The organism is Orenia metallireducens (assembly GCF_003001995.1).
Taxonomy (GTDB): domain Bacteria; phylum Bacillota; class Halanaerobiia; order Halobacteroidales; family Halobacteroidaceae; genus Orenia; species Orenia metallireducens_B.
In genome coordinates, this window is record NZ_PVNB01000004.1 from 173,361 (window position 1) to 189,541 (window position 16,181).

General features: G+C 33.6%; 18 protein-coding genes. 17 read left to right on the forward strand and 1 reads right to left on the reverse strand.

What is annotated here, in order from left to right; all coding sequences use genetic code 11:
- Nucleotides 1-2 precede the first annotated feature (2 nt).
- The 9 genes from glgX to BX659_RS04465 all read left to right on the forward strand — a co-directional run bounded on the left by glgX (nt 3) and on the right by BX659_RS04465 (nt 9,149).
- On the forward strand, nt 3-2,108 hold the full coding sequence (glgX, locus tag BX659_RS04435) for a glycogen debranching protein GlgX (protein WP_106231674.1): 2,106 nt from the start codon (nt 3-5) through the stop codon (nt 2,106-2,108).
- A 160-nt stretch (nt 2,109-2,268) separates the two neighbouring features.
- On the forward strand, nt 2,269-2,472 hold the full coding sequence (locus BX659_RS18790) for an STAS domain-containing protein (protein WP_367302829.1): 204 nt from the start codon (nt 2,269-2,271) through the stop codon (nt 2,470-2,472).
- A gap of 79 nt (nt 2,473-2,551) precedes the next feature.
- Nucleotides 2,552-2,956, forward strand: coding sequence for an ATP-binding protein (locus BX659_RS04440; RefSeq protein ID WP_181186412.1), 405 nt, complete (start codon nt 2,552-2,554; stop codon nt 2,954-2,956).
- A gap of 110 nt (nt 2,957-3,066) precedes the next feature.
- The gene (locus BX659_RS04445) at nt 3,067-4,395 is read left to right on the forward strand and encodes a SpoIIE family protein phosphatase (RefSeq protein ID WP_143786662.1); all 1,329 of its coding nucleotides are present in this window, start codon (nt 3,067-3,069) and stop codon (nt 4,393-4,395) included.
- A gap of 297 nt (nt 4,396-4,692) precedes the next feature.
- On the forward strand, nt 4,693-6,249 hold the full coding sequence (locus BX659_RS04450) for a spore germination protein (protein ID WP_097017585.1): 1,557 nt from the start codon (nt 4,693-4,695) through the stop codon (nt 6,247-6,249).
- Nucleotides 6,242-7,348, forward strand: a complete 1,107-nt coding sequence (locus BX659_RS04455) for a GerAB/ArcD/ProY family transporter (protein ID WP_097017586.1) — start codon at nt 6,242-6,244, stop codon at nt 7,346-7,348. The genes BX659_RS04450 and BX659_RS04455 overlap by 8 nt, the downstream gene beginning before the upstream one ends.
- On the forward strand, nt 7,335-8,573 hold the full coding sequence (locus BX659_RS04460) for a Ger(x)C family spore germination protein (protein WP_172431867.1): 1,239 nt from the start codon (nt 7,335-7,337) through the stop codon (nt 8,571-8,573). Before BX659_RS04455 ends, BX659_RS04460 begins: the two co-directional genes overlap by 14 nt.
- A gap of 311 nt (nt 8,574-8,884) precedes the next feature.
- The gene (locus BX659_RS19645; RefSeq protein ID WP_367302830.1) at nt 8,885-8,956 is read left to right on the forward strand and encodes a DUF1232 domain-containing protein; all 72 of its coding nucleotides are present in this window, start codon (nt 8,885-8,887) and stop codon (nt 8,954-8,956) included.
- A 10-nt stretch (nt 8,957-8,966) separates the two neighbouring features.
- On the forward strand, nt 8,967-9,149 hold the full coding sequence (locus BX659_RS04465; RefSeq protein WP_216358768.1) for a hypothetical protein: 183 nt from the start codon (nt 8,967-8,969) through the stop codon (nt 9,147-9,149).
- 50 nt (nt 9,150-9,199) lie between these two features.
- Here BX659_RS04465 and BX659_RS04470 read toward each other — a convergent pair whose 3' ends face one another.
- Nucleotides 9,200-9,976, reverse strand: coding sequence for an HD domain-containing protein (locus BX659_RS04470; RefSeq protein WP_097017588.1), 777 nt, complete (start codon nt 9,974-9,976; stop codon nt 9,200-9,202).
- Nucleotides 9,977-10,342: 366 nt separating this feature from the next.
- Here BX659_RS04470 and BX659_RS04475 point away from each other — a divergent pair, with 366 nt between their 5' ends.
- The 8 genes from BX659_RS04475 (at nt 10,343) to ahpC (ending at nt 16,174) form a co-directional block, all read left to right on the forward strand.
- Nucleotides 10,343-11,482 (forward strand): pyridoxal-phosphate-dependent aminotransferase family protein, encoded by a 1,140-nt coding sequence (locus BX659_RS04475; RefSeq protein WP_097017589.1) that lies wholly within the window; start codon nt 10,343-10,345, stop codon nt 11,480-11,482.
- 464 nt (nt 11,483-11,946) lie between these two features.
- Entirely contained in the window at nt 11,947-12,153 is a 207-nt protein-coding gene (locus BX659_RS04480) for a DUF1657 domain-containing protein (protein WP_097017590.1), read from the forward strand.
- A 14-nt stretch (nt 12,154-12,167) separates the two neighbouring features.
- Entirely contained in the window at nt 12,168-13,028 is an 861-nt protein-coding gene (locus BX659_RS04485) for a DUF421 domain-containing protein (RefSeq protein ID WP_097017591.1), read from the forward strand.
- A gap of 14 nt (nt 13,029-13,042) precedes the next feature.
- Nucleotides 13,043-13,522, forward strand: a complete 480-nt coding sequence (spoVAC, locus tag BX659_RS04490; RefSeq protein WP_097017592.1) for a stage V sporulation protein AC — start codon at nt 13,043-13,045, stop codon at nt 13,520-13,522.
- On the forward strand, nt 13,523-14,527 hold the full coding sequence (gene spoVAD / locus BX659_RS04495; RefSeq protein WP_097017593.1) for a stage V sporulation protein AD: 1,005 nt from the start codon (nt 13,523-13,525) through the stop codon (nt 14,525-14,527).
- Nucleotides 14,528-14,566: 39 nt separating this feature from the next.
- Nucleotides 14,567-14,920, forward strand: coding sequence for a stage V sporulation protein AE (spoVAE, locus tag BX659_RS04500; protein WP_097017594.1), 354 nt, complete (start codon nt 14,567-14,569; stop codon nt 14,918-14,920).
- A gap of 31 nt (nt 14,921-14,951) precedes the next feature.
- A complete protein-coding gene (locus BX659_RS04505) occupies nt 14,952-15,158 on the forward strand; it encodes a DUF1657 domain-containing protein (RefSeq protein WP_097017595.1) in 207 nt (68 codons plus the stop codon).
- A gap of 452 nt (nt 15,159-15,610) precedes the next feature.
- Nucleotides 15,611-16,174 carry an alkyl hydroperoxide reductase subunit C gene (gene ahpC / locus BX659_RS04510; RefSeq protein ID WP_097017596.1) on the forward strand — a complete coding sequence of 188 codons (564 nt, stop codon included), beginning with the start codon at nt 15,611-15,613 and terminating at the stop codon, nt 16,172-16,174.
- Nucleotides 16,175-16,181: the final 7 nt, after the last annotated feature.

Genomic DNA, 16,181 nt, shown 5'->3' on the forward strand with positions numbered 1-16,181 from the left:
ATATGTTACGTGTAGATACTTATCCTACCCATGAACATAATGGAATTAAGATTCGGCGTGGTAAAGCATTACCCTTTGGAGCAACCATAGTTCCAGGAGGAGTAAATTTTTCAGTATTTTCAAAGCATGCTACTTCATGTGAATTGGTTCTTTTTAAGAAGCATGAAAAGAATCCTTTTGCCATTATCCCATTTCCTGATGAATTTAGAATAGGAAATGTCTTTACTATGATGGTCTTTGATATAGATTATGAAAATATAGAGTATGGTTATAGAATGGATGGACCTTATAACCCTCGTGAAGGATTTTGGTTTGATAAAGAAGAGATATTACTTGATCCTTATGCTAAAGCAATAGGTGGTAGAGAAGTTTGGGGAAAAGATCCTGATTGGGATGATAAATTCCAACATCGTTCTAGAATAATCTTTGATGATTTCGATTGGCAAGGAGATAGACCTTTAGAGATAGATATGAAGGATTTAGTAATTTATGAAGCCCATGTAAGGGGCTTGACCAAACATCCTTCTTCAGAGGTTAAATACCCTGGTACTTTTACAGCAATTAGGGATAAAATTCCTTATTTAAAAGAGTTGGGGATAAACTGTATAGAGTTATTACCTGTATTTGAATTCGATGAATTTGAACATTCTAAAATTTCAAAGGTAACAGGAGAACGGTTAATGAATTACTGGGGGTATAGTGCTGTCGGGTTTTTTGCTCCAAAAGCAGGCTATGCTGCAACAGGAAAGTATGGTATGGAGGTTGATGAGTTAAAAAATTTAATTAAAGAGCTACATAAAAATGGTATTGAGGTCATTTTAGATGTAGTCTTTAACCATACAGCAGAAGGAAATGAGAAGGGTCCTTATATCTCTTATCGAGGAATAGATAATAAGACATATTATTTATTGACACCTCAAGGTTATTATTATAACTTTAGTGGTTGTGGAAATACCCTAAATTGTAATAACCCTATTGTTAGAAATATGATACTTGATTGTTTAAGATATTGGGCTGCTGAATACCATATAGATGGATTTAGATTTGATTTAGCTTCTATTCTATCTAGAGATCAAAAGGGAGCACCAATGGTCAATCCACCTTTATTGGAAGCGCTAGCCCATGACCCTGTATTAGGAAAATGTAAGTTGATAGCAGAAGCCTGGGATGCAGGTGGCTTATATCAGGTAGGATCATTCCCAGCCTGGGGGCGTTGGGCAGAGTGGAATGGTCAATATAGAGATGATATCAGAAGGTTTTTAAAAGGAAATGGTGATATGGTCGGTAGAATAATACAAAGAGTTCAAGGATCACCTGATCTTTATAGTGACAGGGGACCTACAGCATCAATCAATTTTATTACCTGCCATGATGGATTTACTCTAATGGATTTATTCTCTTATAATAGAAAGCACAATGATGCCAATGGAGAGAATAATCGAGATGGTGCTGATGAGAATTATAGCTGGAACTTCGGATATGAGGGTCCAACTGATGATTATGGTATCAATAGAGAGCGGATAAAGCAGGTTAAGAATGCTATTACAATTCTGTTATTGAGTCGTGGAATTCCCATGATTTTAGCAGGAGATGAGTTTGGAAATACTCAATTTGGAAATAATAATGCCTATTGTCAAGATAACGAAATTTCTTGGTTGAATTGGGAGCTATTAGAAAGCAATCAGGAAATCTTTGATTACTTCAAAAAGATGATAGAGTTTAGAAAAAAACATCCTGTGTTAAGAGCAGAGCAGTTTAAAACTGCTTATAATTCTAGTGGATATCCTGAGGTTTCTTGGCATGGACAAGAGGCTTGGAACTTTGATTTTGGAGCATCTACTCTTACTGTAGCTGTTATGTTTGCAGGTGGGGCTGAAGACTATGGAACAGAAGATGATCAATTTATTTATGCTGCTATAAATATGCACTGGGAGTTACATGGATTTGAGCTACCAGAGCTACCAGAAGGTAAAGACTGGCATGTAGTTGCTAATACGGGAATGATTCCTCCAGAAGATATGTGGGATGAAAATAATCATAAGAAGCTAGCAGACCAAAACGAGGTATTGGTAACAGCTAGATCAATTATATTGTTGACTGCTAAATAAGGTGTTAATATCTCAGCCAAAAGTGGTTAGATATGAGTTTTAAGTTAGAATTCAACTTAAAGGAATATAATGGTGTACTTGAGGTTTCTTTAGTAGGATATTTGGATTCCTTTAGTTCACCTAAATTATTAAAAAATTGAATCAGTAGGTTGAAGAATCGATCGATAAGATAATCTTTTTAATGGAAGAGTTAGAATATATGTCTATTAGGGGTATTAGAACAATATTTTTTGCTAAAGAAAAAGTAGCAGTTAGCTCAGATGTGGTCTTAGTAGGGGCACAAAATAAGATGTTAGATCCTCTAAAGTTGAGTGAGTTAGACAACTTTTTTGTCATTAAAGAGAGTGAAGAACAATATAATTAATTAAGCTAATATAATTCTTCTTTGGCTCTAATATTTAAAAGGGATGATTAATGTGACAAGCCTAAAATTACCTGCAACTATGAAAAATCTCGATTCAATGATTAGTTATGTCTTAGATAAAGCAAAGAAATTCAATTTATGTGATAAGAAATTATTATATAAGTTAAGACTTGTTTGTGAAGAGGTCTTAGTTAATATTATCAATTATGCTTATCAGGATCTTAATGAGGTAGGTTATGTGGAGATAGCCTGTGATATTGATACTAAAGATAAAAAGATAACCTTGAAATTTATTGATGAGGGTATTGCTTTTAATATGCTTGATTATGAAGACCCTGATTTGACCCTTCCTTTATCGGAGAGAAAAGCTGGAGGTTTAGGAATCTATATAATAAAAACTATAATGGATAAAATAGAGTATCATCGAGAAGATGGAAAGAATACTCTTATCTTGATAAAGTCAATTGCTAATTTTATTGAGTAGCTTTATAAGGGTTAGTTAGCTGTTTTAGTTAAGACCTTCAAATTTGGAGTTATAGGTAAATGTGAGTTTATAATTTCTATTCATAAACTCACTAGGAGGTGTAGATATTGGTGAGAAATAATAATGATATATTATTTGATTTTGAAGATGATAAAAGCACTTCCGAGGATGATCTCTTATTTGAATCGGAAGAGAGTGATGGTATAATATATACTTTCCAAGATGGAGAGGAGTATTTAGAAAATGAATTACCTCCTTGGAAGATATTGATTGTAGATGATGAGGAAGAAGTCCATAAGATAACTCGCATTGTACTAGATGATTTCACTTTTGAAGGAAGAGATATGAGATTTATCAATGCTTATTCAGCAGCAGAGGCAAAGAAGTTGCTAAATGAGCATTCTGATATAGCCATTGTTTTATTAGATGTTGTGATGGAGAATGAGGACTCTGGTTTAGAGGTAGTTAAGTATATTCGAGAAGAGTTAGGAAATAAGCTGGTTCAGATTATATTAAGAACAGGACAACCTGGACAGGCTCCAGAGAGAAGTGTAATTAAGGAGTATGATATTAATGACTATAAGGAGAAGACTGAGCTGACTTCTAAGAAGCTATATACTACTGTAATGACATCATTACGCTCTTATAAGAACTTAAAGAAGCTAGAGGAGACATCAGCGGCTAAAGAGAAAATCGAGAGTGAATTACAGGTGGCAAGTAAGATTCAAGCCAGTATGCTTCCAAGAATCTTTCCTCCTTTTCCTGACAGAAATGAATTTGAAATATTTGCAAGTATGGAACCTGCCCGTAATGTAGGAGGAGATTTTTATGATTTCTTCTTTATTAATGATAATAAGTTCTGCTTTGTTATCGGTGATGTTGCAGGAAATGGGGTGCCTGCTGCATTATTTATGGTAATAACTAAGACTTTAATCAAGAATGAGGCTTTGAGAAATATTTCAGCTGAAGAGATATTATATAATGTCAATAATGCTCTTTGTAAAGATAATGATGAATATATCTTTGTAACTGCGTTTATAGGTATCTTGGATTTAGATACAGGAGAGCTTGAATTTGCTAATGCTGGGCATAATTCCCCTTTAATCTGTCGGGCAGAAGATAGAGAGTGTAGTTATATCAAATCTAATAATACCTTTATCCTTGGAATAACAGAGGAATTTGAATATCAGAGAGGGAGTTTAAGTCTTGACTCCGGTGATGTTATCTTCTTATATACCGATGGAGTGACTGAATCAAGAGATGAGAATAAAGAACAGTATGGAAATGTTAGATTGCAGAAGGTTATTTCTAAAATAGAGAATAAAGATGTGTATAATATTGAACAGGTGGTTAAAGATGACCTTAGTAAATTTACTAAAGGGGCATATCTTTTTGATGATGTAACCATGTTAGTATTAAAATTTAATAGAACTAGGTAATATAAAAGCCTAGCAATTCTATAATTATAGAATTGCTAGGCTTTTATATTTGAGAAAATAGAGCTAGTTAACTTTTAATTTGGTGGTTGCTAGTTTTAAAGTAGATAGAAAGTAGATAGTTATAGTATTATAAATATCTAAGTAAGGTACTTATCTAATAATCAAAATATCGCAATATTTCATTACTGTTTATTTTAAAAGTAGATACCTATAATTTAAACAGATGAATAAAAGGTAATTAGTAACAAATAATAAGTGTTAATAACATAAAAATCACCCTTAGGAGTCGTTAAATCTATGAAATCTATAGTTTCTTTCTTTAAAAAAATTAGAGATGTCAATAATAAATCAACAGATAGAAGGAATAAAAAAGAACTAATCTCAAGTAAATTAGCTGTTAATCTTAATAGAATTAAAGAGATCTTTGTTTATCCTAAGAATCAAGATTTTAAAATTAGAAAGATTAGCATAAAATCGATTAGTAGAGTAGGGGTTATTCTTTATTTGAATGGAATGGTTGATAGTAAAAAGGTTGAAGAGCATATTATCAATCCTTTACAAGAAGAGCCCTGTAATGATGAAAAATTGACTAATATTGATCTTATTAATAAGGTAATCAATGTTAGTATTGCAGATGAGATAGATACCTTTCAAGAGATCAAAAAGAAGATTCTTGATGGAAGAACTGTTTTATTAGTCGATGGTTCTAGAAAAGCCATATATATGGATACTGTTGGTTTTAGTTATCGCAATGTAGAGAAGCCAACTGCTGAAACTGTAGTCAAAGGTCCCAAGGAGTCCTTTAGTGAATCAACCCAAGTTAATAGATCCTTAATTAGAAAACAGCTAAGAAATGAGAAATTGATTACTGAGATTATGTCAGTAGGAGAGAGTTCTCCTTTAGATATATCAATTATGTATATTGATGATATTGCTAGTCCTGATTTAGTAAAGAAGATAAAGAAAAGAGTTCAAGATATCAAGGCTGATGTAGTTCAAAATATTGCTATCTTAGAGCAACATTTAGAGGAGAGACCATATTCCTTAGTGCCAACAGTATTATATACAGAAAGACCAGATCGTGTTGCAGCATTTCTTCAGGAGGGTCATGTAGTACTAGTGGATAACTCACCAGCAGCTTTAGTTCTTCCTGTGACATTTTGGTCTTTCTTTCAAACTGCTGAGGATATGTATCAGAGATGGGCTTATGGTAATTTTATTAGATTGATTAGATTGCTTGCTTTGCTGACCACTTTGTTGGCACCGGCAGCTTATATTGCAATGACCAATTTTCATGAGAATCTTTTGCCAACAGACCTTCTTTTAGCTATTACTGCTACTAGAGAGAATGTTCCCTTTCCTGTTATAATAGAGGTTTTATTGATGGAGATATCCTTTGAATTAATTAGAGAGGCTGGGATTAGAATTCCCAACACAATAGGACCTACCATTGGAATCGTTGGAGCATTATTGATTGGACAAGCAGCAGTTGATGCAAATGTTATTAGCCCAATTATAGTTATAATCATTGCCTTAAATGGTCTATCATCCTTTGCTATTCCCAATACCAGCTTAAATTATATGATTAGGATAATGAAATTTATATTCTCCTTCTCAGCATATCTATTTGGATATCTGGGAATATCCATCTCTTTAACTGTAACACTATCTTATTTAGCTTCTATTAAATCCTTTGATGTACCTTTCTTGTCACCATTATCCCCTTATTATCCATCATCAGGTGATACTATTATCCGTCCTCCGGTCTGGAAGCAGTGGCTAAGACCTTTAAATATCTATCCACAGGATAAACAGAGAAAAGAGAAGGTGGAGGGGGACGATAGTAATGATTAAAGAGTCAGATGGAAAGATAGGTATTAGAGAGTTTGTCTCAATTATAGTCTTTTCAATTATTTTAAAGGTTGCTGATATGACTCCTAATTTATTATTTAAAGAGGGAATGACTGCTACTTGGATGATGCCTTTAATTATGGGAGGATATATCCTTTTGCCTCTATTGATCTTATTATCTTTGCTAAATAGGTATAAAAGCAAAGGATTAATAGAGCTAATATATAGTATTACTGGTAAGTATGTTGGATTTATCATCAGTTTTGTTCTAACAATAATTTCTCTTTTAGGAACTGCTGTCAACCTTCGAGATCAAGTGGATATTCTTAATACTCTTTTCTTCCCTAAAACACCTATAATAGTTCTATTGATAATTATTACAATTAGTTGTTATCTGATTGCTAAAAGGGGATTAGAGGCTTTAGGAAGAACTTGTTGGCTATTATTACCGATAATTATCGCTTCTTTTATTTTATTAGTGGCACTCGCTTTAGGCGAAGTTAATTTAGAGTATATATATCCTATTTGGGGTCCTGGTCTCTCTCAATTATTTAAAAGTTCCTTATTGCACATATCTATTTTTGGAGAATTATTTTTGATGACAACTTTCTATCCTTTTGTTAGAGATGATAAAAAATATTATAGAGGTACTTTTTACTCTCTATTTATTATTATTACAGGGATGGTTCTATCTTTTTTGTTATACATAACTGTTTTTGATTATCCTACTATACAGAAGGTAGCTTTTCCCTTTCAATCACTAAGCCTATATGTATCTATTGGTTACTTTATAGCTAATGTAGAGAATCTATTTCTTCTCTTCTGGTTTATTGGAGCTATTATGCGTTTTAGTATTTATTTATATGTGACAGCAGCAATCTTTGCTTATACTATCAAGATTGAAGAGTTTGAGTTGTTACTTTTCCCAATATCATTAGTTATAATTTCTTTAGCTCTAATTCCAGAGAATTCTATTGTTGCTATGAGAATATTCAGAGAAGACTATATTCTAAAGTTTACTTGGTCGATATTTATATTTTTACCAGTATTCTTATGGGTTGTTGATCGTTTAAAAGGGAGAGCTGATGATGAAATTTATTAAATTAATTATATTTTTAATAATAGTTTTATTTATAAGTGGCTGTTGGGATAGATCGGAATTGGAACGGCAGGCTTATATTGTTGCTATTGGACTGGATCAAGGAAGAGATAAGAATGTTGAGGTGACTTACTTGATTGCTAATCCTCAAGGGGGTGGTGGACCAGAGGTAGGAACTGCTCAAGGTGAGCCACCCAGTGAAGTAATTACTCTGGAAGTACCAGATATTGTAGCTGGCTTAGATCTACTAAATGCTACTGTACCTCGCGAGATTAACTTTGGACATATATCTACATTGATTATTTCAGAGAAGTTTGCTAGAGGTGAGCAGTTGATATATAATCTCGATGCTGCAATTAGAGAGCGGCAGACTGGGAGAAAGACCTTTGTAATCGTATCTAAGGAGAAAGCTAGTGATTTTATCAGAGGTAATAAACCCTTACTTGAGACAAGAGCAAATAAGTTTTATGATTTTATGAGAATTCGATTGAAGAAGATAGGAATAGTTGGACCAGCTAAGCTTCATTATCTTTTAAAGAGAACGGAGTCTAAGGATGAATTATTCCTTGCGGCCTATGCTACAGTAGCCAAAAAAGAGGGAAAAGGAAAAAAGCAGGGTTATGAGGATGACTATCTTCCAGGAGAGATACCTAAAAAGGGAGGAAATCCAACTCAGATAATTGGATCTGCAGTCTTTAAAGAGGGGAAGATGGTTGGCAGATTGACTGGAGAAGAGACCAGATTAGCTTTATTATTAAGACCCCATTATAAGACAGCTTCAATGATATTTACTTTTCCTGATCCTATTAGTAAAGGTTATAGAGTGACTATGAGACTGAAAAAACACAGGGATTCAGAGCTTAAGCTAGATTTATCTGAGGATGATCCTAATATTAAGACTACTATTTCAATTGTTGCCCATATCTTAGCTATTGTCAGTGGTAATAATTATACTGATAATCTCCAAAAACAGGAGTTATTAAAGAAGTCTATTGAGGATAGTTTAGAGAATAAAATAAAAGATTTGATTGATAAGACCCAAAAAGATTTTAGAGGCGAACCCTTTCTATGGGTATTAGAAGCTAGAAAGAAGTTCACTACTTTTTCTGAATATCGTAACTATAACTGGATAGGAAGATACCCTTATGCAAAGGTTGAAGTAAAGGTGGAAGTAGATTTAAAAGGCTTTGGGAAACAGGTTACTCCAACAGGGCATAGAATTGATTAGGGATAGTTTAAGTGCTGGTGTATGGATATATTACGATACTTTAGTAATCAGTGGCGAGTGACGGGTAACGAGTAAGAATCTCTTTTCATCACTTGTCACTCATTACTCGTTACTGTCGTAATATCTTTATATAGAATCATATCTCAATTTAATTCTAGAATTGGATATAGATATTGGCTTAAGGGGGTTAAGAGATTGAGAAGGTTTAATTGGCAGCAGAAGGTGAAGGATTTAAAAGCAAAGCTATATATCCCTATTATGCTTACAAAGATCCAAGGGTCTCTTGGTATTCAAAGTTATTTATTCTTCTGATATTAGGGTATGCTTTAAGTCCTATTGATTTAATCCCAGATTTTATTCCTATTTTAGGCTATTTTAGATGATTTGTTATTATTGCCTGTTGGGATTATCTTAGCTCTTACAGTGCTTCCTGATAACCTCTATCAAGAGTTTGAAAAAGATGTAGAGTTAAGTATGGATAATATAGATAATCAGGTTAGTAGAATCGGAGGAATCTCTGTTATTGCAATTTGGATAATTGGAATCTTATCGATTATCATTATAATGTTAAGATGAGCTAGTTGACAACAGATGGATAATCAACTTTTAACTTCTAATTTCTGGTTTTATAGTGCCAATTTATTATTGATATATGATTTAATCTGCTCATAGACTTCTCTCGCTTTGTCTGAAGGGGGCAAGGTCATAAACAGCTTGTCTATATATTCTCTTTCTTCGATGATTTTGAGACTCTTTTGAAAGTTTATGTCATAAACCCAGCCCATTTGTGTCAATTTTAAATCATTTAATGTCTTTAAATCTTTATAATCAACAGGTTTTTCTGCTATTATCTGTTGGCAGATAGAGTTAGAAATATCATCTTTAGAAGTTAATCCTAAGCCCACAACTTTATTATTATCCTCTTGATTATAATCATTAATTACAACTCTCCAGATATCCAATTTATCGGCATCACGAATTAATTTGCTATAAAGTAATACCTTGTCAGTTTCATCTTCAGGTAAATTCATCTTATTATGATAAGATATAGCCTTTAAAATTAGCTGGGAAGATTCTTGAGAAATTTCTGCTAATAGATCATTCTCTAAGATAATTTTAATTGCTAGTGCTGCATGATCCTCTGATTTAGCATCTGAAAAGGTCTTATAGCGCTTATACTGTTCAAACCTTCCTAAATCATGGAATAGTGCTGTTATTTTAGCAAGATACAGCTCTTCTGCTGATAGTATCTCCTCTCCTATAGTAGTTATTAATTCAACAACTTTATAGGTATGCTCAAATTTTAAATCTATATTTCTTTGGTCTGTAGGATTTGGGAAGGAGTAAGTACTTACATATTTATTAAACCATCCTTTTAAAGTTAAAAATATCTCTTCATTCATTATAGGATTCCTCCTCTTATATTAGTAGCTACTTTTAATTGTATAGTTTATCCTCTATTTAGGCAAGAGGAGATAGAGAAATATTAATCTTTTTGTAAGGTATGGTCGCGACCAGACCCTACTTTAAAACCTTTTAATTCTTCGTTATTCATTTGAAAAACTGTCGCAATATCCCCATTAAGAGTTACTATTATGTTTAAAAAGAATTAATATTTTAATTTCTTATAAATAAAATAGATGGTCTGGTTTATTTTTGATATAATGGTTATAATTATGGTGATAGAAATTAGAGAGATCTTCTCTAATATTAAATATTATCTTATAGTTAAAGGTTAAATTAATTTATATTTAGAAAGGATGATAACAGTGAAAGGACCATTAATTATGACACCTGGACCAACCTATGTCGATGAAGAGGTAAGGGCTGCTTTGGCTAAACCGATAACCAATCCAGATATAGATTCAGATTTTTATGAGTATTATCAGAATACCTGTTCAAAGCTACAGAAGCTGATGAATACTGAAAATCAAGTACTTATCTTGAGTGGAGAGGGGATATTAGGTCTTGAAGCTGCCTGTGCTTCTTTAATTGAGCCTGGAGATAAGGTATTGTGCATTGATAATGGAATCTTTGGAAATGGATTTGGGGACTTTGCTAAGATATATGGTGCTGAAGTAAGCTATTTTAAAGCCGACTATCGTAAGGCTATCAACCTTCAGGAATTAGAAGAGTTTTTAGAAAATAATCATGACTTCAAAGTGGCTACTTTAGTCCATTGTGAGACTCCTTCAGGAATAACAAATCCAGTGGATAAACTCTGTCTTTTATTGAAAAAACATAGGATTATTACAGTAGTTGATTCTGTTTCAGCTATTGGTGGTGAGAGATTAGAGACAGATAAATGGGGAATGGATATTGTTTTGGGTGGCTCTCAGAAATGCTTATCAGCTCCTCCAGGATTAACTTTTTTAAGTATAAGCCAAGCTGCTTGGGAAGTAATCTTAAATAGAAAAGCACCAATTGCTAGCTTCTATTGTAACTTAGCAAACTGGAAGGATTGGTATGAGAAACAGTGGTTTCCCTATACCCAACCGATCAGTGATATCTATGGCTTAAGGGTAGCAGTAGAGAGGTGGCTAGAGGAGAATAATCCAATTGATAGGCATGCTAAACTAGCCAATGCTGTCAGAGAGAGCTTAGTCAGTGGAGGGTTGGAGTTATATCCTCTAGATGGTTTCTCAAATACCGTTACAACTATTAATATACCTAAAGGAGTTAGCTATCAGGATATTTATGATCAGATGTTAAAGGACCATAATATTATGATAACTGGAGCTTTTGGTTTCTTAAAGGATAAGGTAATTAGAATCGGGCATATGGGTGAAAACTGCCATGAAGAGAAGCTTTATCTAACCTTAAAAGCCCTTGATCTGACTTTGCGTAGTTTAGGTGTGGAGTTAAAGGGAGAGTTAGATAAATTATTTATTTCAGCTATAAAGGGATAGTAGTTAAAATAATTTAGAAAACAGATAAGAAATGATGGTGATTAAAAAATATATTGAAATTCTCACACCTCCCAAGTAGGAGGTGTTTTTTTATCTTTAACATAAGCCTAAGCTTGATTTTAAGATTTAGAGCTTTGAGTACTTCCACGAGAAAAATCACCCTCAGGACTCGTGAGTATCCATGGTAAAAAATTGTTTCTGTTTTATCTTTATATTCTAAGCTATCTAATAAATTAAGACCTTAATTATGTATGCTCATACCTAAGAGCTCTTCTAATATTAAAGCTGAGGTCAATCCAAGGTTCTTATAAATATTATAAAGGTTTTAAAACGATAAAAATAACTTGTTAGAATTTGTTTGAAGTGATATATTGATAGCTATATTGCTTAAAATAAATGAATTATTTTAGAGAATTAGGTGAAAATAAAGTTGAATCAAAATTAGATAAAAGGAGGTCAAAAGAATGACTGTGGCATCACAGGTAAAGCAAACGATTGCAACTCTTAAGGGAATTGAAAGTACTTTGGAACTTTACTCAATAAAATCTCATAATGAAGATGAAAAATCTACTTATAGAAACTCTTTAGAAAGAACAAATGACATAATAGACGACTTGGAGAAAAGATTAAAAGATCTTGAATACGAAGAACCACAATATAAAGGATTTTAAGTGAGGTAATAGATATGGCAGATTGGATTGAAGTTTTGATTAGAACCATAAGTCTATTCTTTATAGTATTAGCAGTAACTAGAATAATGGGAAAAAGGCAGTTGACTAGATTAACCCCCTTTCATTTTGTTAGTTATTTTGTTGTTGGAATATTAGCAGTTTTAATCGCAGTTAATTTAATAGACAACTTAATCTTAGGCTTCTTAGCTTTAGCAACCTGGGTTACCTTTTATCTTGTTTTAGATTATTTAGCCTTAAAGAGTAAGATGATACATGATTGGATTAATGGAAGGGAAACTGTTTTAATAAAAGATGGTAAAGTGATGGAAGATAGCCTTAAGCAATTAAGATTGACAGGTGAAGAGCTGTTAAGGGATCTTCGTACTAAAAATGCATTCAATTTAGCTGATGTTGAATTTGCAGTAATGGAAACCACTGGGGAACTCAATGTTCTACTCAAATCTGACAAAAAACCAGTCACCCCTTCTGATTTAGGAAAAAGGGTAGCCCCAAAAAGTGCACCCCAAACGGTTATTTTAGATGGAAATATTTTAGATGAACCATTAAGTAACATAGGATTGAACAGAGGGTGGCTAGATGTTGAAATAAAGAAGCTTGGTCTCTCCTTAGATAATATCTTTATTGGTCAAGTCGATTCTTCTGGAGATTTATATGTAGATCTTTTTGATGATGCCATACAAATACCTCAGCCAAAGGTCAAGGAAGCTCTTTATGCAAGTCTACAAAAATGTCAATCAGATCTAGTCAAATATGGTCTAGAAACCCAAGATAGTAGTGCAAAAGATATGTATCAATCAAATGCAAATAAACTAAAGGATTTAATGGAAATACTTAAACCCTATTTATTACGTTAGAAAGGGATGAAAAAATGTCTAATAAAAAGAATAAAAAACTCACTCCTACACAACAACAATATCAAGCCTTTGCCAAAGCAAGGGAGCCAGAACCCTCCGTAGTGAGAAATTGTTTAAGAGCCTTCTTAGTTGGAGGACTTATCTGTACATTTGGACAAGCTCTACAAATGATGTTCATCAATTATTTTAATTTCACTGAGGAGACTGCAGGTGATCCAACTGTGGCAGTATTAATTATTATAAGTACTTTATTAACTGGCTTTGGTATGTATGATCACATCGCTCAATGGGCTGGAGCTGGTACAATCATACCTGTTACTGGTTTTGCCAATACCGTTGCTTCTGCTTCCATAGAACATAGAAGTGAAGGTTTTGTTCTAGGTGTTGGTGGCAATATGTTCAAACTGGCAGGTTCAGTCATCGCCTATGGAGTTTTTTCTGCTTTTGTTGTTGCAATTATAAAGATCACTATCCAGGCGTTAGGTGGGATGTAAATGCAAAAAGGGCATCAATCATGGACTTTTAATTCTAAACCTGTCATCATATCTTCCGCAGCCGTTGGAGGTCCCTTTGAAGCTGAGGGGGCTGTAGCAGATGATTTTGATATGCTACATCAGGATTTATGGTTGGGTCAAGATAGCTATGAAAAAGCTGAGAAGAAACTATTAGAACAGGCATGTGAAATCGCTATACAAAAGGCAGATATGAAAAAAGAAGATATTCAGTTCTTTATAAGTGGTGATTTAATGAACCAAATCATATCTAGTAGTTTTGCTGCTAGAACTCTTGGAGCTCCCTACCTGGGTATCTTTGGTGCTTGTTCAAGCTCTATGGAAGGTTTAGCAATAGGTAGTTTGCTTATTGATAGTAAGTCAGCTAACTATGTTCTAGCTGGTGCTTCTAGTCATAATGCTGCTGTAGAGAAACAGTTTAGATATCCCACAGAATATGGCTCTCAAAAACCTCCTACAGCTCAATGGACTGTAACAGGGGCAGGCACAGCATTACTCTCTCAACAAGGTAATGGTCCAAGGGTTACTTCAGCTACGATTGGAAGAGTTATTGATATGGGATTATCAGACCCTTTTAATATGGGTGGTGCTATGGCTCCGGCGGCGGTGGATACTATAGAAGCTCACTTTAGAGATCTAAATATTGAACCTTCCTATTATGATTTAATAGCAACAGGAGACCTTGGAAAGATTGGTCATCAAATTGCAGGAGATTTATTAACTGAACATGGGATTGAGATTCCTAAGGATATACTTACCGATTGTGGACTTTTAATCTATAAAGAGGAGCAGCCTGTAATAGCTGGAGGAAGTGGATGTGGTTGTTCTGCAACAGTAACTTATGGCCATCTACTTAATCGTATGAAAAAGGGAGAACTAAAAAGAATATTAGTAGTGGCTACTGGTGCATTGCTATCACCTCTCTCATATCAGCAAAAAGAGAGTATTCCCTGTATAGCTCATGCAGTGTCAATAGAGATGTCATAAATGATCTGTTATATTCAAAAAGTGAGGTGTTAAAAGTATATGGAGAAGTTCTTATGGGCTTTTGTTGTTGGTGGCAGCATATGTGTTGTGGCTCAAATTATGATGGATGTATTTAAGCTCACTCCCGCCCACACTACAAGCACCCTTGTTGTAGTGGGAGCTATTCTAGGGGGTCTTGGTTGGTATGAACCGATTATAAAGTTTGCAGGTGCAGGGGCTTCGGTTCCAATAAGTAGTTTTGGTAACTCTCTAGTAAAGGGTGCATTGGAAGAGGCTAAGAGAAGTGGAATTATTGGTGTTCTTGCAGGAATATTTGAGGTTACCAGTGCAGGTATTTCAGCAGCAATTATATTTGGATTTATGAGTGCTTTAATATTTAAGCCTAAAGGGTGATACAGATGTGATTTGAAGGGAGGTGAAATAAATGACAGTAGGTACTCAAATGCAGCAAGCAGTTGCAGGTCTTCAAAGTGCAGCAGCTACTATGAAGACATTTGCCCTTGAAACTGAAGACCAAAATGCAAAACAAGAATTTCAGCAATTAGCTCAGACTCTTGATGATGCTCTTCAAAAAATACAGAACAGACAAGAGTATATAGAAGGTCAAGAGCCTCAATATAAACAACAATAATATTAAATATAATATAGTTGCTCTAGGGTGGGATTAATTTCCTGCCTTTTTATAGAATAAAACATTATATATATTTAATTAAATTTCTTCATATTAAAATCAATATCAAAAGAATATTTGGACACAGATTTACGCAGATAAAAGCAGATTAAAAGATAAAGATTATTAAGAATTTAAATCAGATTTTTATCAGTGAGAATCAGTGTCAAGAAAAGTTTTGATTTTTATCTTTGATATGAAAATTATTAATTCGACATGTATAGTCTGTAAGTTCCATATAATTATGTTAGAGTTTAGATTTTAACTGGTCATCTAGAAAAAAACTAAAAAAATACCCACAATCTTCTTGACAAACAATTATTTATATGACATAATTATCAGTAACGATAACTATTATCAACAAAGATGTTGCTATCTTTTGAACATCTTAAATAAAATTAGGAGGGATTTATATGTCATTAGTAGGAAAAGAAGTATTACCATTTAAAGCACAAGCTTATCAAAAGGGTGAATTTTTAGAGGTTACAGAAGAAAACTTTAAAGGAAATTGGAGTGTAGTTGTATTCTATCCAGCTGACTTTACCTTTGTATGCCCTACAGAATTAGAAGATTTGCAAAATGAATATCAAAATTTAAAAGATCTTGGAGTTGAAGTATATTCTGTTTCAACAGATACTCACTTTACACATAAAGCATGGCATGATAATTCAGAAACTATCGGAAAGATTGAGTACATAATGATTGGGGATCCATCCCATACTCTTTCTCGAAACTTTGACGTTCTTATTGAAGAAGATGGTCTTGCTGATCGTGGTACTTTTATTATTGATCCAGATGGCGTGGTTCAAGGAGTAGAAATTAATGCAGGTAATATGGGACGCGATGCAAGTGCCCTTGTAAGCAAAATCAAAGCAGCTCAATATGTAAGAAATAATCCAGGAGAGGTTTGCCCTGCTAAATGGAAAGAAGGTAGTAAAACTCTTAAACCAAGCCTTGATCTTGTAGGAAAAATTTAAGGAGCTG